Below are 19,124 nucleotides of genomic sequence, written 5' to 3' on the forward strand. Positions count from 1 at the left end.
CCCGGCCGTCCGGCGGAGGCCGCGCCGCGGCGCGGCCGAGGCGTCCTGCGCGGACCGGCCCTGTGAGTATCGCCACGAACGCGACAAAGGATCACCATCGGCTGCGAAAGTGGTCGTACCCACGCCATGCGTTCTTCACGGGTGCTCCCTGCCTCGTTCCGCCGTGCGCCACCCACCCGTGCCGTACGGTCCCGACGAGCCGCGAGCCGGAAGAGCCGCGAACCGCCCGCGAACCGTCAGGGAGCACGCTCAGGTGGCCGCCATCGCCCGCTGGTGCATCAGGCACCGCCTCCTCGTCGTCCTCCTCTGGCTCCTCGCGCTCGGAGGCACGGCCACCGCCGCGGGCTTCGCCGGTTCCGCGTACTCCAACCAGTACGACGTACCCGGCACGGAGGCGGGCCGGGCCGCCGACCTCCTGAAGAACGGTTTCACCGACCTGGGCGGGGACACCGACACCATCGTCTGGCACACCGACGACTCCACCGTGCGGGCCGCCGACGTGCGGCAGACCATGACCCGCACCCTGCACGCGGTCGAGGAACTGCCCGGGGTCGGCGCCGTCACCGGGCCGTACGGGGAGTCCGGGACCGGGCAGATCAGCCCGGACGGCCGCACCGCCTACGCCACGGTCACCTTCGAGCGGCCCTCCGACGAGATCCCGGCGTCCCAGGCACAGGCCCTCGTGGACACGGCGAAGGCCGCCGGGGCCGCCCACCTCCAGGTGGAGCTGGGCGGGCCCGCCGTCGCCCTGACCGAGGCGCCCGCGGTGCACCTCAGCGAGGTCATCGGGGTCGTCGTCGCGGCCGTCGTGCTGTTCCTCGCCTTCGGCTCCCTCGCCGCCAGCATGCTGCCCATCGCCACCGCCCTGGTCTCCGTCGGCACGGCCTACGCGGGCATCGTGCTGCTGGGCCATGCGATGACCGTCGCGGACTTCGCGCCGATGCTGGGCATGCTGATCGGGCTCGGCGTCGGCATCGACTACGCGCTGTTCGTCGTCACCCGGCACCGCGCCGGACTGCGCCGGGGCCTGCCGGTCGCCGAGGCGGCGCGGAACGCCGTCGCGACGACCGGCCGGGCCGTCGTCTTCGCCGGGGCCACGGTCTGCGTGGCCCTGCTCGGCATGCTCATCCTGCGGCTCGACTTCCTCAACGGGGTGGCGATCGCGGCCTCGCTCACCGTCGTGCTGACCGTGGCCGCGTCCGTGACCCTGCTGCCCGCCCTGCTCTCCTTCATCGGCATGCGGGCACTGAGCCGGCGCGAACGCGCCAGGCTGGCCGCGTACGGGCCGCGGCCCGAACTGCCCACCGGATTCGCCGCCCGCTGGTCCGCGTTCGTCGAACGCCACCCCAGGCTCCTCGGCTCGCTCGCCGCCGTGCTGATGGCGGTGCTGGCGCTGCCCGTGTTCTCCCTCCACCCGGGCACCTCCGACCAGGGCAACAACCCGGCCACGTCCACCACCCGGCGGGCGTACGACCTGCTGGCCGACGGCTTCGGGCCCGGCTTCAACGGCCCGCTGACGATCGCGGCGCGGCTCGACGGCGCCGGGGACCGGCTCGCGATGGACGGCCTGCCGGCCACGCTGCGCGCCACCGAGGGCGTCGCCTCGGCGAGCCCGGTCACGTACAACGGCAGCGGCGACACCGCGTTCGTCACCGTCGTCCCGACCTCGTCGCCGCAGTCGCGGGACACCAGCGAGCTCGTCGACCGGCTGCGCGACGAGGTCCTTCCGGCGGCCGAGGCGAACACCTCGCTCCGCGCCCATGTGGGCGGTGTGACGGCCGGGTACGACGACTTCGCCCGGGCCGTCCTGGCCAAGCTCCCGCTCTTCGTCGGCGTGGTCATCGGGCTCGGCTGCCTGCTTCTGCTGCTGGCCTTCCGCTCGGTCGGCATCCCGCTCAAGGCCGCCGTGATGAACGTCGCCGCCGTCGCCTCCTCGTTCGGGGTCGTCGTCGCCGTCTTCCAGTGGGGATGGGGGAGCGAACTGCTGGGGCTGGGCGGCCCCGGGCCGATCGAACCGTTCCTGCCGGTGATCATGGTGTCCGTGCTCTTCGGGCTCTCCATGGACTACCAGGTGTTCCTGGTGGGGCGCATGTACGAGGAGTGGCTGGAGACCGGCGACAACCGGCGGGCGGTCCGGGTCGGCCTCGCCGAGACCGGGCGGGTGATCAACTCCGCCGCCGTGATCATGATTTCGGTCTTCCTGGCGTTCGTCCTCAGCGGCGACCGGGTCATCGCCATGTTCGGCATCGCGCTGGCCGCGGCCGTGGCGCTCGACGCCTTCGTCCTCCGTACGCTGCTGGTCCCGGCGCTGATGCATCTGCTCGGCGGCGCCAACTGGTGGCTGCCGCGGCGGCTGGACCGCTGGCTGCCCCGGATCAGCATCGAGCCCCCCGAATGCGGCGCGTCGCGCGGGAGGACCGCGCAGGGGGCGCGGGCGGGGGACGCGGCGGAGCCCGCCGGGGGCGACGGGCGGCCCCCAAAGGCCCCGGCCCGACGGCCCGCGGGGGACGCGGCGGCTACCCGCGGTCGGTGAACCTGGCCGGGGCGTACCGGGCCTGCCGTTCGCGGTACGAGCGGCCCAGATGGTGCTGGAGCCGTAGGTGGCGGAACTGGTAGACCGCACCGGTCCGGCGCAGTACGCCCCGGCGGTAGGCGTCGTCCAGGAAGGCGAACGGATTCCAGGGCAGCCTGCCGGTCAGCGGCAGCCACACGCGGCACAGCACCACCCACTGACCCCAGGCGGTGAAGGACAAGGCGTACGAGAAGGCGCCGCCGAGCCCGCCGACGACCCCGATGGGCAGTCCGTCCGCCAGCCCCCAGCCCATCGGACCGAAGAAGTTCCGCAGCAGGCCGGTGATCAGATACCCGCCGAGGGCGATCGCGACGGTGAGCATCGGGATGACCACCAGGACCTGACGGCCGACGGTCGTGCGGTTCCAGGCCAGCAGGCCGGCCGGGGTGGCCGCCGAGGCGACGTCCAGCGGTGCTTCGAGCACGGCCAGCAGGCCGAAGACCAGCCCGGCGCCCGCCCCGAAGATCAGCCCGAAGGCCAGCATGTTGATGAGCGTGCCCGCGATGACCTGGTCGTTCCTCAGCGGGATCCCGTGGTACATCCAGCGCAGGAGGGCGAGGGCGCACGCGCAGCCGGCCCCCATCACGAATCCGCCCATCAGCACGGCCCCGAACCGGGCGGTGAACACGCGGACCGGCCGCCGCCCGATGCTCTTCCCCGAGCCGGGCAGCCGCAGCCGTACCCGGGACGGCTCGAAGGACCCGGCGCCGAACAGGGCCAGAACCGCGTGCACGGCCCCGAAGGCGACCCCGGCTACCGCCCCGATCAGGGCTCCCTGCAGCAGGTTCTCGGCGAGCGCGAACGGCGTGAGGAGCTGGGCGACGAGCCACGCGGACACCCCGACGCAGAGCGCCGAGGCCGTCGCCGTCGCCGCGACCCGGGTGGACAGCCGCAGCGAGGCCCCGATGCGCCACCACGCGAGGTCCTGCTGGTCGCGGTCGGGCCGGGACAGATGATGGGCCAGGTGGCCGAGCCATCGTTCGGCGCGCTCCGGGCCCGGGTTCCGGCTGCCGCCCGGCTCGACGGGGCGACGGCCCGGGACGGCGGGTCCGACGGCGTGGCGACGGTAGACCGTCGGCACGAAGCCCGCGAGGAGATGCTCCTCCAGGGCGTTCTCGTCGGGGAACCGTTTGGCGTCCAGCAGCTCCACCGGGTCCCGGCCGGGCGCCTCGCTGTACATCGTCCGCGCCAGGGCGACCATGAGCGGGGTGCTGAGGACCCTGACGAGGGGAACGTCCACCCCTCCCTCCCCGGCCCGCAGTCCGTCCAGGACCGGATCCCACGCCGTGCCCTTCCGGCCGCGCCCGTGCCCCTCGCCGGCGTCGGTGTCGCGGCCTTCGCCGGTGTCCCGGGCAGGGTGCTCGCGGCCGTCGCCTCCGCAGGCGACGCCGTGGGCGTCGCCGCGCAGGATCGCGCGGGCCGTCCTGGGCAGGTAGGCCACGAGGTCCTTCAGGGCGAGGTCGGTCAGCTCGATGCCGGCCGCCCAGACCAGGGGCGCCCCCGCCGCCCGGACCGCCTCCGCGAACTCGGCGCGCCGACTGGTCAGGACGAGTGGAAGGGAGGTGCTGTTGAGCTCCTCGAGCGAGGCGGTCCGCAGCCCCTCCGCGATCTCGTCGAAGCCGTCCAGGACCGGCAGCACGAGACCGGCGTCGACCAGGGCGGCGGCCAGCGGCCCTCCGCCGGGCGCGCGGCGGGCCAGATGCGGATGGTCGCGCTCCAGGCGGCCGACCAGCCAGTCCCGTAACGTGACCGCCGTCGGATCCCAGGAACCGAGACTGAAGATCACCGGCACCTTGGCGGCGGGACCCGATTCCACCGGGTGGTCCAGATAGTCCAGGACGAACCTGATCGTCAGAATCGACTTTCCCGAACCGGCCCGGCCCAGGACCACCAGCCGCCCGGACGGGATTCCCCGGTAGAACCCGGCCACGCTCCGCACATCGCCGTCCAGGTCCATTCGGCGCGGTGTCGCCCCCGACGGCCGGCGCTGAATGTTCTCCGGATAGTCCGTCAGGGATTCGGGCGCCTCCCGCCAGCGCACCGGGAGCGGATAGGGATCGTGAACTCGGCGCTGTTCCTCCTCGCGCCGCCAGCGCCGCCCGACTTCCGCCGCCAACTCCTCCACGGCGTCGGCGAGCAGGCCGCGGAACGGGGACATGGCACGGGCCGCCGGAGCGGAATGCGGCGGGGGCCCGTTCGATTCCGCACCGGGTTCCGCCACGGCCGAATCAGCCGTGCCGGCCGGTGAATTCGGCGCCACGGTCGTGGAATCGGTTTCCCCGGCATCCGGTTCGGACGAAGGAGCGGCCGATTCGGCCGCTTCGGGCGGCGGTTCGGGCGTCCCGGGATCGCGTACGGCCGGCAGTCTCGCGATCAGGGCCGCGAGCCGGCGACGGTCGTCCGGTCCGGCCTCCAGGGCGTCCGCCAGCAGGTGCAGCGTTCCCACCCGGTGGTTCTTCGAACGGCCGGTCTCCAGCCTGCGGATGGTGCTCACGCTCACCCCGGAGCGTTCCTCCAACTGCTCCTGCGTCAGCCCCGACCGGGCCCGCAGCCGACGCAGTAACGCACCGAGCTGTTCCGTCACTTCGACACCCTTCCGCCACCGAGCGCGGTCGCCGAGGAGCCTACCGTGACGACCGGTCATATATGACCGGTCCGCTGTGACCGCTCCCCGACCTGTCCGCCGAGCAGCGCGAACACCACGATCGGAGATGTGCCGACCGCTGCGGCGGCGCGGCGCGGGGCACCGCGCGGGGCCGGTTCCCGGACACACCCCGCGCACACGTACACGCGACAGGAGGAATCGTCATGGCATACCGCTTCTGGTGCGGTGAATGCGGATTCAAGACGCCGTGGGTCAGCGAATCCGAGGGTGAACAGCGTCAGGTCGACCACTACACCAGGAACCACCCCGGAATTCCTCCCGGAGGTCATGTGGAGGCCAACCGGAAGAACCCGGAGAGCGGCGGCGGATGCTTCGCGGTGATCGGAATCATCGTCCTGGTGCTGATGATCGCGGCCTCGTGCGGCCGTTAGGGGCTGTCCCGTGATCCCTGGCGGGCGTGCGACGACAGCTGCGGCGCCTCGCGGCGTTGTCGGAACGCCCGCATACGTCCAGTATGCGGGCGCCCCTCCGCCTTGCGATGCACCACATCCGACGCCGCGCGCTGATCCACCACGGATTACGGGACAGCCCTTAGGGGGCCGCCCGTAATCCGTGCCCGTCGATCCGAATCCGCGCCGAAACCGAATTCCCGTCGATCCCCATGGCGGCCGGAGCGCGCCTGTCGGCCGCCCGGCCGCCCGGCCGCCCCGGCATCCACCGACATTCGCCGACATCCAGTCGAGAAGGAGAGAAACACATGAGCGAGTTCACCGGTTCCCTGCCCCGTACGTCGACCGACACCACGTGTTCCGGCACGGGAGCGGGATCCGGAGCCGGCACCGGAACCGACGGCACGTCCGGCCGGTCCCTGCCGCGGGCGAGGCGGCGTCGCCGGCTGCTGACAGCCGCCGTCGCCACCTGCCTGCTGATGGCCGGCGCCGGCCAGGCGGCCGCCGTCGACCCGTCCCCGGCCGACATCCTGCGGGCCGGCGCCCAGAAGGGGATCGCCGACGGATACCCGGGCGTGATCGGCATGGTGCGTCAGGGCGACACGGCCCAGTACGTGTCCGCGGGCGTCGGCGACCTGTCCACCAAGGCGCCCGCCGACCCGAAAGCGAAGTTCCGGATCGGCAGCAACACCAAGGCGTTCATCTCCACCGTGCTGCTCCAGCTGGAGGGCGAACACCGGCTCTCGCTGGACGACACCGTCGCCCGGTGGCTGCCGGGGGCCGTCGCCGCCAACGGCTACGACGGGGCACGGATCACGATCCGTCAGCTGCTCAACCACACCTCGGGCCTGCCCGACTACCTCGGCGCCCCGCAGGTGTCCACCCCGTACTACCTCAACACCGACCCGAGGCAGGCCATCGCGCCGCAGTCCCTGGTCGACATCGCCCTCGCCCGCAGCGCGCCCGGGTCCCGGCCGGGGGAGAAGTTCGGCTACTCCAACACCAATTACGTGCTCGCGGGCATGGTGATCAAGGCCGTCACCGGCTCGGACCCGGCCACCGAGGTCCAGCGGCGGATCATCGAGCCCCTCGGTCTGCGCGACACCGGCTTCCCCACCGAAGACCCCGCCCTGTACGGCAACTACCTGCACGGCTACGTACTGCGCGTGCTCCTCGTCGGCGACGGCACGGTCTCCAACGTCCAGGTCACCGGGAGCGCCGGCGCGATCGTCTCGACGCTGGACGACCTGGCCGCGTTCTCCCGGGCGTTGCTGACCGGGAAGCTGCTGGCGCCCGCGCAGCTGGCCGAGCTCAAGACCACGGTGCCGGTGAACGCCGAGGGCACCGCCGGTTACGGCCTGGGCATCCAGCACCTCAAGCTGCCCTGCGGGAAGTGGGCGTGGGGCCACAACGGCGCGGTGCTCGGCTACTTCAGCGAGTGGCTCTCCAGCGAGGACGGCTCGGAGCAGGCGCTGCACGCGAACAACGAGTTCCACATGCTCCTCGGAACGAAGGGGCAGGCCGATACGGGCAAGGCCATGACGGACGCGTTCTGCGCGCTCTGAGTCCTCCGAAGCCCTGAAGGGCATCCGCTCCTGCGGCAACCATGAGAAACGACAGGCTCTGCGAAAGGACCACCGATGAGATCAACGCTGTACGCCTGGAGAACGCACGCGAGGGCGGCCGTCGTCGCCGCCGCGATGGCCATGACGGCGGCGCTCGCGACGCCGGCCGCGCACGCCGAGGGCTCCGCCCCGCCCGTACTGTCCGACGGATTCGGGCTGACCCAGGTCCCCGGCGGCGCCGAGACGCGCTCCGGCGCCGACTTCACGATCACCGTGACCACCCCGCAGGTGAAGGGCCCGCACAGAATCCGCGTCTTCCTGCCCAGCGGCTACTGGTCCGACCCCGGCAGGCGATGGCCGGTGGTGTACTTCCTGCACGGCGGCGGCGGAAACGTGGACGACGCCGCGGCCGCTCCGGCACTGCACTCGGAATCCGCGATCACCGTGGTCCCGGACGGCGGCCTGAAGGGCTGGTACACCGACTGGGTCATGCAGAACACCGTCGTGGGCGCGGCGAACTGGGAGAGGTTCCACCTCGACCAGGTCGTCCCGTTCATCGACGCGAACCTGCGGACCGTCGCGGACCGGGCCCACCGGGCCGTCGTCGGCCTGTCGATGGGCGGCTCCGGCGCCCTGCACTACGCCGAGTCCCGCCCCGACCTCTTCGGTCACGCCGCCTCCCTCTCGGGCGGCGTCGACTTCGACATGGCGGAGGTCCGCGGGGCGGTCCTGGCCACGGAGCTCAACCTCACGGGCGCGTGGTGCGCCGTCAGCACCTCGACCCCGTCGGGCACCGGCCAGTGCACCGGATACGGGCCCACGGTCGACAGCGACGCGGTCTACGGCTCCCCGTACCCGGTCCTCGGCGCGGACAGGGTCTGGAAGGCCGTCAACCCCGCCGCCCCGGCCAACCTGGCCCGGCTCGCCGGAACGGAGCTGACGCTCTACACCGGTGACCAGGGGCTCATCGACCACTTCACCGCGATCGCCGCCGAGCATGTGAAGTCCCGCGCGGACCAGATCGGGCTGAACAGCCGTCTCGTGAACTACGGGGACGGCAGCGGTCTGGCTCCCACCTGCGACGGCGGGCACAACTACGGCTGCTGGGCCCCCGCCCTCGCCGACTACATGGCCCGGCTCCGGACCGCGTTCGACAGGGCGGGCTGAGCCCCCGGCGACGCGCGACGGGCGCCGGCCCCCGCCACCGGCCCGGCCGGCGGCGGGGGCCGGCGGACCGGTGACGTCCGGGCGGCATCCGGGCGTCATCCGGCCTGCGGACCGGCGGCGGGCGGGCGTCAGGGGCCGGTGAGGACGACGAGCTGCCGCGTCGCCCGGGTCATCGCGACATAACGGTCGACCGCTCCCTCGACGCCCGTGCCGAACGCCTCCGGGCCGACGAGGACGACCAGGTCGAATTCGAGGCCCTTGGCCAGCTCCGGGGTCAGCGACCGGACGCGGGGCGTCGCCCGGAACGAGGGATCGCCGATGACGCAGGCGGTCCCCTCGGCGTGGGCGGCGAGCCAGGCGTCCAGGACCGGGCGCAGGTCCGAAGCGGACCCGTGGACGACGGGGACGCCGCCGCTGCGGACGGAGACCGGCACGTTGGCGTCCGGGAGCGCGGCCCGGATGACCGGCTCGGCCTCGGCCATGATCTCCTCCGGCGTCCGGTAGTTGACGCTCAGCGAGGCGAGGCCGATCCGGTCGAACCCGACCCGTTCGAGCCGTTCCCGCCACGACTCCGTGAACCCGTGCCTGGCCTGGGCGCGGTCCCCGACGACGGTGAAGCTCCGCGACGGACACCGCAGCAGCAGCATCTGCCACTCCGCGTCGGTCAGTTCCTGGGCCTCGTCCACCACGATGTGCGCGAACGGACCGGCCAGCAGGTCGGGTTCGCCGCCGGGCGGCACGGAGCCGTCGACCAGGGCGTCCCGCATGTCCTGACCGCGCAGCATCGTCACCACCCCCTCGCCGTCGTCGTTGGAGTACAGCAGGGCGTCGACGACCTTCGACATGTGCTCGCGTTCGGCGGCGAGAGCGGCCTCCCGCCGCCGCCTGCGCCGCGACGCCTCCGGGTCGCCGAGCCGCTGCCGCGCCGCGTCCAGGAACGGCAGGTCGGACACCGTCCAGGCCCCGCCGTCCTCGCGCCGCAGCCTTCGGACCTCGTCGGGGCCGAGCCAGGGGGCGCACATCCGCAGATAGGCCGGCACCGACCACAGGTCCCCGACGAGATCGGCCGCCTCCAGCAGCGGCCAGGCGCGGTCGAAGGCCGTGAGCAGCTCCCGGTTGCGCCGCAGCGACGCGCGGAGCCGGTCGTGGGGGGCGTCGCCGTCGTGCTTGTCCACCAGGAGGGCGAGCAGCTCCTCCCAGACCTGGTCGCGCGCCTCGTTGTGCGGCGTGCCGGGCTCCGCCGCCTCGAAGGCCACGGCCCAGTCACCGGCGCTCAGCGGGATGTCCGACCAGGGCGTGGTGACCGTCATCCCCTCGACGGGCGGCTCCTCGTAGAACCGGACCGCCGCCTCTATCGCCTTCACCAGGTCGGCGGACGACTTCAGGCGGGCCACCTCCGGGTCGGTCTCGACCGTCGCCCCGGCCCCCTCGTCGACGAGGTCCCGCAGGGTGCAGATCCGCACCCCGTCCTCGCCGAGACTGGGCAGGACGTCGGCCACGTAACCCAGGTAGGGCTGGTGCGGGCCGACGAACAGCACGCCGCCCCGGCGACGACCCAGGCGCGGGTCGGAGTGCAGCAGGTAGGCGGAACGGTGCAGGGCCACGACGGTCTTCCCGGTGCCCGGACCGCCGTCGACGACGAGCGCGCCCCGGGAGCCCGCCCGGATGACGGCGTCCTGATCGGCCTGGATGGTGCCGAGCACGTCCCGCATCCGGGCCGACCGGTTGTCGCCCAGGCCGGCGATGAACGCGGACTGGTCGTCGAGCGCGGCATGTCCGGCGAACCCGTCCCGGGTGAACACCTCGTCCCAGTAGTCGTTGATCCGGCCGCCGTTCCAGCGGTATCTGCGGCGGCTCGCCAGCCCCATGGGACGGGCGTGGGTGGCCCCGAAGAACGGTTCGGCCGCGGGGGAGCGCCAGTCGGTCAGCAGCCGGCGCCCCGCGCCGTCCGTCAGGCCGAGCCGGCCGACGTACACCGGCTCCGAGCCGTCCGCGCCGACCATGCGCCCGAGGCACAGGTCCAGGCCGAAGCGGCGCAGGGTGCGCAGCCGGGCGGTCAGCCGGTGGATCTCCGCGTCCCGGTCCATCGCCTGCCGGCCCGCGCCGCCGGGTGCCCTGCGTTCGGCGGCGAGCCGCTCCGACAGTTCGGCGATCGACTGCTCCAGGCACTCCGCGATCGCCGCGAAGTGCCGCTCGTCATCGGCGATCAGCGCCGGGTCGGCCTTGGCGGAGAGGCGGTCGGGAAGGTCGAACGCACTGGTGGTCAGGGGGTTCACGTCATCAGCTCCGATGTGAGGGCGTGCGCGGGCGTTCGCGGCCGTGCGCGCGGCAGGGCGTCCGGGCGGGCCGGCGTGGTGCGGCGCGCCGGTCCGGGACGGGCGGCGCTCCGCCCGGCGCGGTCCATGGCCGTCGCCGGTCCGGGGCGCGGGGCGTGTGGGTTCTCGGGTCGTCGGTTCTCGGGTTCTCGGGGCCCGGGCTTCCGGGCCCGGCGGGGCGGGGGACTGCGCGTGGGGGACGTACGGGCACGGCGGCCCGCTCCGGCGGGCCGCGACGGTCAGCGGTTTCGCGCCCCCTGCCTGCGGATTCCGCTCTCGGCCGGTGATTCTGCGCCAGGAAGGGGGCCTTGCCGCAAGGCCCCCGGTGCGCTATAGGTTGGATGTGGCGAGGAGCGGGTCTCCTCGTTCTTTCTTCTTCCGGCCGTGCGCGCGCTCTTCCAGCAATACGCGCCCTCTTCCGGCCGTGCGCGTCCTCTTCCGGCCGTGCGCGACGGCCCGGCCGCAGCTCGGGGACGGCGCGCCCCCGTTCCGCGTGCGAGGCGCCCCGGTCCCGTGCATGATGCTCGGCGGCGTGGAGACCCGGCCCAGATGCCCGTTCATCGGCCGCGCCGACGAGTACGCCGCCCTCACCGAGACCCTCGCCCACAGCCTCGCGGACGCCGCCGACCGGTCCGGCCGCGCCGCAGCCCGCGGCCGTTACGCGCGCGGCCGCTACGATCCCGCGCCCGCCACGATCCGGCGGCCCGCGACCCTACGCCCGCGACCGCCAAGACCCCGCAGCCCGCGGCCGTTACGCCCGCGACCGCTACGACCCCGCGCCCGCCACGCCCGTGCCCGCTACGACCCCGTCCCGGGCCCGGAGTGCGGGCCGGTGTCCGGTTCTCCGCGTGGAACGGCGCCGGCGCCCGGGCCGGTGCCGGGCACGCCGCGCGGCGCTGCCCAGGCCGCCGGGCCGTGATCCGCCCCGGCGGCCGGGGCCCCGTCCGTCTCCGGCGGTGTGTCCCGTTCCGCCGGAGGCCCGTCGTCGTGGCCGGGGGCCCGGACGACCACCTTGCCGGAGGCCAGGTCTATCGGCCCGCGCGCCGGGTCGCCCGCGAGGACGTCGAGCCGGGTCAGCTCCAGCCGCTTCCGCTCCTCGGCGACATGCCTGCGGCCCGGTGCGAATATCTCCTCGAAGAAGTTGAACACCAGCCGCACGCCCTTTCCCCGCTGTCGTCGCTACCGCACCTCCAGCACCAGGACCCTGTCGTCCCCTGGCTTCGGGGTGCCGCGCGTGTCCGTATTGCTCGTGACGAGCCAGAGCCTGCCGCCGCCCGCGGCGAGCACGGTGCGCAGGCGGCCGTACTTCCCCTTCAGGAACGGCTGCGGGGGCGCCAGAGGTTCCCGGGCCCCCTCGCCGGCGAGCGGAACGCGCCACAGCCGCTCGCCGCGCAGGGCCGCCATCCAGATCGAGCCCCTGGCGAAGGCGATCCCGCTGGGGGACGCCTCGGACGGCCTCCACTGCGCCACGGGGTCGACGAACCCCTTCTTCCCGGACCTGCCCTCGGCCTTTGGCCAGCCGTAGTTCCCGCCCGGCACGATCCGGTTCAGCTCGTCCCAGGTGTCCTGCCCGAACTCGGACGCCCACAGCTGCCGGTGGTCGTCCCAGGCGAGCCCCTCCACATTGCGGTGTCCGTACGAATACACCACGGAGTCGGCCTCCGGGTTGCCGTGCAGCGGCAGGCCGTCCGGAGTCATCCGCAGGATCTTCCCGGCCAGCGACTTCCGGTCCTGCGCGAGCTCGCCGTCTCCGGTGTCCCCGGTGCCCGCGTACAGCATGCGGTCCGGCCCGAAGGCGATCCGCCCGCCGTTGTGCAGCGTGCCCTTGGGGATGCCCCGCAGAATCGTGTCCGGCGCGCCCAGCAGCCGGCCCGGCGTCGTGCCGTGCTCGTCGTACTGCATGCGCGCGATGCGGTTGTCGGACGCGGTCGTGAAGTACGCGTAGACCAGATGGTCGGAACCGTACGAAGGGGACACCGCGATGCCCAGCAGTCCGCCCTCCCCGCCCGGCGCCACCCCCGGCACGGAGCCCAGCAGGGTCTTCCTGCCGCTCCTCCCGTCGATCCGGGTGATCGTGCCCCGGTCGCGCGAGGAGACCAGCAGATCGCCGCCGGGCAGCTCCGCCAGCCCCCACGGCGAGTCGAGGCCCTCGGTGAGCGTGGAGAGCACCCGCACCGAGCCCTTCGCGGGCGGTGGGTCGACCGACGCCGACGGCGCGGCCGACGGGCCGGACGCGGAGGGCTCGGTGCGGCCGGGCGACGACACGCCGCCGACGTCCCCCGGGCCGCCGGGGCCGGCCTGCGGGGAGCACCCCGCCGTCACCAGCAGCAACGGCCCCGCGGCCAGCGCGGCCACCGCCCCGCGCCGCACGGCGGCACGCCGCCCGCGGCGGCCCCGGCCTCGTACCGTTCCGAACAGAACACCGCGCACCGCACCGGTCCCTTCAACGCCTTCGACGACCACCCGGACACCGTTTTCTTACACCGGCGTCCGGCCCCGGGGCGCCCGTCCCGGCCGATTTCCCGCGTGGCCGACCCGGGCGGGCGGTCAGTCCCAGGAACCCCGGGCCGCCGGCAGCCGGGCGATCTCCGCCAGGTCCCGGTCGGTCAGCCGCAGCCCGGCCGCGCCCGCGTTCTCCACCGCCCACCGCTCCCGCTTGGCGCCCGGGACCGGCACCACGTGCGGACCCTGGCGCAGCACCCACGCCAGCGCCACCTGCGCGGCGGTCGCCCCGTGCCGCTCGGCGACCCGCCGCAGCCCGACCACCACCGGCTGGTTCGCGGCCATCATCTCCGCCGTGAACCGGGGGTGCCTGGCCCGCAGGTCGTCCGGCTCGAAGCCCTGCCCCGGAGTCAGCGTGCCCGTCAGGAACCCGCTGCCCAACGGCATCGCCGCCAGCAGCCCCACGCCCCGCGCCGAACACCACGGCAGCAACGACTCCAGCGCCTCCGGCGACCAGACCGACAGCTCGGCCTCGACCGCGCTCACCGGGAAGACCTGCTGCACCCGCTCCAGCTGACGGATCGTTTCGTCGTACATCCGGGACCCCGGCCGGCGCGAGGCCCGCGCACCGACCGCGCACAGCCCGAGCGCCCGCACCTTCCCGGCCGTCACCAGGTCCGCCATCGCGCCCCAGGTCTCCTCGACCGGCACCTCGGGATCGGGCCGGTGCAGCTGGTACAGGTCGATCACATCGGTCTGCAGCCGGCGCAACGAGGCGTCGCACGCCCGCCGCACATAGCCGGGGCGGCCGTTGGCGACGATGTGCTGATCGCCCACCAGCAGGCCGCACTTGGTGGAGACGAAGGCGTCGGATCTGCGGCCCTTCAGCGCCCGGCCCACCAGCAGCTCGTTGGTGAAGGGGCCGTACATGTCGGCGGTGTCGAGCAGCCGGACGCCCGCGTCGAGCGCGGCGTGCACCGTGCGCAACGCCCGGTCCCCGCGCTGCTGCGAGGCGCTGTACGCCCAGTTCATCGGCATACAGCCAAGTCCGACCGCCCCCACGGCGAGCGCCGCCGAACCGAGACTCCTGCGCTCCAACTCCCCGAACCCTCCTTCGGTCCCGCCGTCACGGGACCAACAACGCACCCCAAAGTAACCTCTGCCGGCCACCGCCCCCGCCGCGGCCTCCCGGCGCCCCTCCCGGGGGCCGCCGCGGCGCTCCCGGGAGAGGCGACGAGCGGACCCCGTAGCCTTCCGACCATGACTTCGACGCAGATCCCCGACGTATGGCTGCCGTACCCCGCCGACGAGATCGAAGGGCTTCCGGACGGCCTCGCCTACCACTTCTGGGACGGTGCGCGGGACTACCCGGCGGACCCGGCCGACTGCGCCTTCTACGTCCTGCCGTACATGTCGGGCGCCGAGACCGCGATCCGCCCGCTCGCGGCCATGAGCCAGGTCCGGGTCCTGCAGACGCTCACCGCGGGCACCGACGACGTGGAGCCGAGCCTCGGACTGCTGCCCGCCGGAGTGCGGCTGTGCAACGCCAAGGGGGTGCACGAGGCGTCGACCGCCGAACTCGCGCTCGCCCTGATCCTCGCCTCCCTGCGCGACATCCCCGGATTCGTCCGCGGCCAGGACCGGGAGGAGTGGCGGTCCGGCTTCTACCCCGCGCTCGCCGACAAGTCCGTGCTGATCGTCGGATACGGCTCGATCGGGGCCGCCATCGAGGACCGGCTCGCGCCCTTCGAGTGCGCGGGGGTGGCACGGGTCGCACGCTCCGCGCGCACGACGGCGCGTGGGCCGGTGCACGCGCTCGCCGACCTGCCCGCGCTCCTGCCCCGCGCCGACGTCGTCGTGCTGTCCACCCCGCTGAACCCGTCCACCCAGAGGCTGGTGGACGCGGAGTTCCTGGCCGCGATGCCGGACGGCGCGCTGCTGGTGAACGTCGCCCGGGGCGGCGTCGTCGACACCGGGGCGCTGCTGGCCGAACTGCGGTCGGGACGGCTGCGCGCCGCCCTCGACGTCACCGATCCGGAACCCCTGCCGGCCGGCCATCCGCTCTGGCATGCTCCCCACGTCCTCGTCTCCCCGCACGTGGGCGGCAGTTCCTCCGCCTTCCTGCCGCGTGCCAGGCGCCTGATGGCCGAGCAGCTGACCCGCTTCGCCGCGGGCGAGCCGCTGCGGAACGTCGTGCGCACCACGGGCTGACCACGCTACGGGCTCGTATGACTGCTCTCCGTCCCCGCAACGCCCTTGATCGTCACGCAGAGTAGATAAGCTATGTCCCTGAGTGACTAGTCTGGTGTATCGTCCCGAAAGGGGCGCTGCGCCGAGGAGGGACGGTGCCGGGGAGGACGCAACACACGAGGGGGCGACGGGCGATGCACGGCCGAGGGGCGAACGATCCGACACGGCACGGCGGCCGACGGCGGCCGGGCTCTCTGCCCGGGCGGCGGCCGCCCGCCCGGGGGCACACCTCCGTGCGCGGCGCCGGAGCGGAGAGCTGTTCGCGCACCGGCCGCGGCCCGGCGGCCCCGGCCGCGCGGCGGGCCGTCCGGCCCCGCGGCGGCGAGTGCCGGGGCGGCCGGGTCCGGGCGGGGCGCCCCGCGGCGCCGGGTGCGCGCCGGTGAGCGCGCCGACCGACGCCCTCGGGGCGTTCCTGGCCCGCCGGTCGGCCATGGGCGGCACCGGCGCGATGGTCTCGCAGATCCTGCTCGGGCTCGTCTGCGGCGGTTACGCGGTCGGGGCGGCCCTCGGCTGGGGCTCTCCGGAGCTCGCGCTCCTCATGGGGGACTTCGGCCTCAGCGCCGCGGCGCTGATCGCCGCCGTCTCCTGCTTCCTCTACGCGCGTGCCGACGGCGACCGCTGCCGGCCCGCCTGGCTGCTGTTCTCGGTCTCCTCGCTCATGGCCTCCGGCGGCAACGCCGTCTGGGGCTGGTACGAGGTCGTGCTCGGGGGGCGGGTGCCCAGCCCCTCCCTCGCCGACCTCTTCTTCCTCTGCTTCGCGCCGCCCGCCGTCGTCGGGCTGCTGGTCCTCGCCAAACGCCCCGTCACCCGGGCCGGCTGGCTCTGCCTGGCGCTGGACTCCTGGCTGATCGGCGGCTCGCTGCTGACCATCTCCTGGAGCCTCGCCCTCGCCCACACCGCGCATCTCGCGGACACCGAGGGGGTGAGCGTGGCGCGGGCGGCGCTCTCGCTCGCCTACCCGCTGCTCGACATCGTGCTCGTCTCCATGGTGCTGGCCCTGCACTTCCGCCGCTCCAGCGTCAACCGCTCCGCGGTGAACACCGCCATCGCCGCGCTCGCCCTGACGGTCCTGTCCGACGCCCTGTTCACCTCGCCGCTGCTGCGGCAGAGCTATCACTCCGGCCAGTTGCTGGACGCCGGATGGTTCGCCGGTTCGCTGCTCCTCGCCTACGCCCCCTGGGGCGCGCGGAGCGCCGCGGACGACGACCTCCCGCCCGTGGAGGCGCCGCGCCAGGCCGGCCACCCCATCGCCGGCTCGCTGGCCGCGCTCACGCCGTACCTCGCCGCCGCGGTCTGCACCCTCGGCATCCTCTACAACGTCATCGAGGGCCGCACGGTCGACCGCGTCGTGGTCTTCACCGGCTGCACGGTGGCGCTGGCCCTGGTCGTCCGGCAGGCCATCATGCTCGTCGACAACATCGCCCTCACCCAGGAACTGGCCCAGAAGGAGAACCACTTCCGCTCCCTGGTCCAGGGCTCCAGCGACGTCATCATGATCGCCGCCCCCAGCGGCGTGCTGCGCTACGTCAGCCCGGCCGCCGCGCGGGTCTACGGGCGGGACGCCGAGGACCTGGTCGGCACCGAGCTCGCCTCGATCATCCACCCCGACGACCTCGGGCGCGTGGTCCACGAGTTGCGCCGGTTCCTCGCCGCGCCGCCCGCCGAGGAGCCGAACACCCGGATCGAGTGCCGCTTCAGGTCCGGCACGGGCGACTGGCTCAACGTCGAGTCCACGGTCAACCGCCACCAGGGCGGGCTGATCCTCAACAGCCGCGACGTGACCGAGCGGGTGCGGCTCCAGGCCCAGCTGCAGCACAACGCCGAGCACGACCCGCTCACCGGCCTGCCCAACCGCGCCCTGTTCACCGACCGGGTCCGGCAGGCCCTCGGCGGCCGCCGTACCGGCGACGCGGGCACCGCCGTGCTCTTCATCGACCTCGACGGCTTCAAGGCGGTCAACGACCGGCTGGGACACCAGGCGGGCGACGAGCTCCTCGTCCAGGCCGCCCGCCGTCTCCAGGAGTCCGTCCGGGCGGGCGACACCGCCGCCCGCCTCGGCGGCGACGAGTTCGCGGCCATCATCCTCGGCGACGGCGCGGGCGACCAGTCCGCCCGGGAATGCCAGGTCCACGAGATCGCCGACCGGCTCCGCCTCACCCTCTCCCAGCCCTACCGCGTCGGCGTCGGCGCCGGCGACGTCCGGGTGGCCGCGTCCATCGGGGTCGCCTTCGCCGAGCCCGGCATCACGCCCAGCGACCTCATGCGCAACGCCGACCTCGCCATGTACCGGGCCAAGGCGGGCGGCAAGAACCGCGTCGAGCTGTACGCCCCCCAGATGCAGGCCGAGGTCGTCCGCCGCTCCGAACTGGCCGCCCGGCTCCGCAACGCCCTGCGCGACGGCGAGTTCGCCCTGCTCCACCAGCCGGTGGTGCACCTCGCCACCGGCGCCGTCGCGGCCGTCGCCGCGCAGGCCCGCTGGCGGTCCGCCCAGGGCATCCTGTTCACCCCCGCCGAGTTCCTCCGCGTCTCCGAGGACGGCGACCGCACCGCCGAGCTCGGCCGCTGGCTCCTGGAGGAGGCCGTCGAGCAGGCCGCCGACCGGGCCAGGGCCGGACACCCGGTCCCCGTCTCGGTGCGGCTCTCCGCCCGCAGACTGCTCGACAAGGCCGCGCCCACCAGCTCCATCGAGGCCCTGCTCACCCGGCACCGCCTGCCCTCCGGCTCCCTCGTGATCGAGGTGGCCGACAGCGACCACCGGGTCCCCTTCGACGAACTCGAACAGCGCCTGGTCGCGCTCCGCCGCCTCGGCGTCCGCATCGCCCTCGACGGATTCGGCAGCGGCTACGCGGCCATCAACGCCCTGCGCCGCCTCCCCATCGACGTGCTCAAACTGGACCGCGGGCTGGTCGAGGGAGTCGTGGAGTCCGCCCGGCTCCACAAGATCACCAGCGGCCTGCTGCGGATCGCCTGCGACCTCGGCATGCAGTCCGTGGCCGACGGGGTCGACGTGCCGGAGCAGGTCCTGGCCCTGCGCGCCATGGGGTGCACCCACGGCCAGGGCATGGCGTTCTCCGGCCCGCTCGACGAGTACCGGCTGCGCCGCGCGCTGGCCCGCGGCGCCTTCCCGATGCCCGGCGCCGCCCCCGCCCGGCCGGTGCTGACGGGCGGCTCGATTCCGTTCCTCAACGGCTCACATGCTGAGACGCCCGTCCCACCCACTTGACACGCCCTGTGCGTCGGAGAGAGGGTCAATGCCATGCGCACCCGAATTCTCGTACTTGGACAGCGCGTCGGCTGAGCAGAGTCCCTCGATGGCACTCTGCAGAACCCACCGACGCGCTCCCCTCGCTTGCCTTCCGGCACGAGGGGTTTTTTGTTGCACTGGAACCACGCAAACCGTCGCAGAACACCCCCGCACCAACCCTCAGCTTCGAGAAGAGAATGCCGATGACCGAGCAGGCCACCGGGGCCCACCATCCCCAGCCGCGGGCCCGTAACGGCGGATCCTCCGCCGCCACCGTTGAGCACGTCACGGGTGCGCAGTCCCTCATCCGCTCTCTCGAGGAAGTGGGCGCCGACACGGTATTCGGCATTCCCGGCGGCGCCATCCTCCCGGCCTACGACCCGATGATGGACTCCACCCGGGTCCGCCACGTGCTCGTCCGTCACGAGCAGGGCGCGGGTCACGCCGCCACCGGCTACGCGCAGGCCACCGGCAAGGTCGGCGTGTGCATGGCCACCTCGGGTCCCGGCGCCACC

General features: G+C 73.8%; 12 protein-coding genes. 7 read left to right on the forward strand and 5 right to left on the reverse strand.

Annotation, left to right across the window (positions count from 1 at the left end; translation table 11 throughout):
- The first annotated feature begins 253 nt into the window (after positions 1-253).
- On the forward strand, positions 254-2,533 hold the full coding sequence (locus WA762_RS21390; RefSeq protein ID WP_335937545.1) for an MMPL family transporter: 2,280 nt from the start codon (positions 254-256) through the stop codon (positions 2,531-2,533).
- Here WA762_RS21390 and WA762_RS21395 read toward each other — a convergent pair.
- Complete coding sequence (locus WA762_RS21395; RefSeq protein WP_335937547.1) at positions 2,517-5,156, reverse strand: helix-turn-helix domain-containing protein; 2,640 nt, start codon at positions 5,154-5,156, stop codon at positions 2,517-2,519. The genes WA762_RS21390 and WA762_RS21395 overlap by 17 nt on opposite strands.
- Positions 5,157-5,380: 224 nt before the next feature.
- Here WA762_RS21395 and WA762_RS21400 point away from each other — a divergent pair, with 224 nt between their 5' ends.
- The 3 genes from WA762_RS21400 to WA762_RS21410 all read left to right on the forward strand — a co-directional run bounded on the left by WA762_RS21400 (position 5,381) and on the right by WA762_RS21410 (position 8,358).
- On the forward strand, positions 5,381-5,608 hold the full coding sequence (locus tag WA762_RS21400; RefSeq protein WP_335937548.1) for a hypothetical protein: 228 nt from the start codon (positions 5,381-5,383) through the stop codon (positions 5,606-5,608).
- 326 nt (positions 5,609-5,934) lie between these two features.
- A complete protein-coding gene (locus WA762_RS21405) occupies positions 5,935-7,191 on the forward strand; it encodes a serine hydrolase domain-containing protein (RefSeq protein ID WP_335937550.1) in 1,257 nt (418 codons plus the stop codon).
- Between the two features lie 75 nt (positions 7,192-7,266).
- A complete protein-coding gene (locus WA762_RS21410; protein ID WP_335937551.1) occupies positions 7,267-8,358 on the forward strand; it encodes an alpha/beta hydrolase in 1,092 nt (363 codons plus the stop codon).
- Positions 8,359-8,486: 128 nt separating this feature from the next.
- On the opposite strand, the gene helR is transcribed toward WA762_RS21410, so the two are convergent.
- The 4 genes from helR to WA762_RS21430 all read right to left on the reverse strand — a co-directional run bounded on the left by helR (position 8,487) and on the right by WA762_RS21430 (position 14,213).
- The gene (gene helR / locus WA762_RS21415) at positions 8,487-10,634 is read right to left on the reverse strand and encodes an RNA polymerase recycling motor ATPase HelR (protein WP_335937552.1); all 2,148 of its coding nucleotides are present in this window, start codon (positions 10,632-10,634) and stop codon (positions 8,487-8,489) included.
- Positions 10,635-11,471: 837 nt separating this feature from the next.
- The gene (locus tag WA762_RS21420; RefSeq protein WP_443080645.1) at positions 11,472-11,831 is read right to left on the reverse strand and encodes a DUF6191 domain-containing protein; all 360 of its coding nucleotides are present in this window, start codon (positions 11,829-11,831) and stop codon (positions 11,472-11,474) included.
- Positions 11,832-11,852: 21 nt separating this feature from the next.
- Positions 11,853-13,103 carry a PQQ-dependent sugar dehydrogenase gene (locus WA762_RS21425; protein ID WP_443080646.1) on the reverse strand — a complete coding sequence of 417 codons (1,251 nt, stop codon included), beginning with the start codon at positions 13,101-13,103 and terminating at the stop codon, positions 11,853-11,855.
- A 117-nt stretch (positions 13,104-13,220) separates the two neighbouring features.
- Positions 13,221-14,213, reverse strand: a complete 993-nt coding sequence (locus tag WA762_RS21430) for an aldo/keto reductase (protein ID WP_335937554.1) — start codon at positions 14,211-14,213, stop codon at positions 13,221-13,223.
- A gap of 162 nt (positions 14,214-14,375) precedes the next feature.
- On the opposite strand from WA762_RS21430, the gene WA762_RS21435 reads away from it, so the two are divergent.
- The 3 genes from WA762_RS21435 to WA762_RS21445 all read left to right on the forward strand — a co-directional run.
- Entirely contained in the window at positions 14,376-15,326 is a 951-nt protein-coding gene (locus tag WA762_RS21435; protein ID WP_335937556.1) for a 2-hydroxyacid dehydrogenase, read from the forward strand.
- Between the two features lie 469 nt (positions 15,327-15,795).
- Complete coding sequence (locus WA762_RS21440) at positions 15,796-18,588, forward strand: putative bifunctional diguanylate cyclase/phosphodiesterase (protein ID WP_335937566.1); 2,793 nt, start codon at positions 15,796-15,798, stop codon at positions 18,586-18,588.
- Positions 18,589-18,812: 224 nt separating this feature from the next.
- The coding region (locus WA762_RS21445) for a thiamine pyrophosphate-binding protein (RefSeq protein ID WP_335937557.1) at positions 18,813-19,124 on the forward strand (312 nt) is incomplete at its 3' end.

The organism is Streptomyces tyrfis, assembly GCF_037034285.1.
In the GTDB taxonomy this organism is placed as follows: Bacteria; Actinomycetota; Actinomycetes; order Streptomycetales; family Streptomycetaceae; genus Streptomyces.

Coding starts and splice junctions, on each gene's coding strand:
- WA762_RS21400 (WP_335937548.1), top strand. CDS start 5,381: ATGGCATACCGCTTCTGGTGCGGTGAATGCGGATTCAAGACGCCGTGG.
- WA762_RS21405 (WP_335937550.1), top strand. CDS start 5,935: ATGAGCGAGTTCACCGGTTCCCTGCCCCGTACGTCGACCGACACCACG.
- WA762_RS21410 (WP_335937551.1), top strand. CDS start 7,267: ATGAGATCAACGCTGTACGCCTGGAGAACGCACGCGAGGGCGGCCGTC.
- WA762_RS21435 (WP_335937556.1), top strand. CDS start 14,376: ATGACTTCGACGCAGATCCCCGACGTATGGCTGCCGTACCCCGCCGAC.
- WA762_RS21440 (WP_335937566.1), top strand. CDS start 15,796: ATGGGCGGCACCGGCGCGATGGTCTCGCAGATCCTGCTCGGGCTCGTC.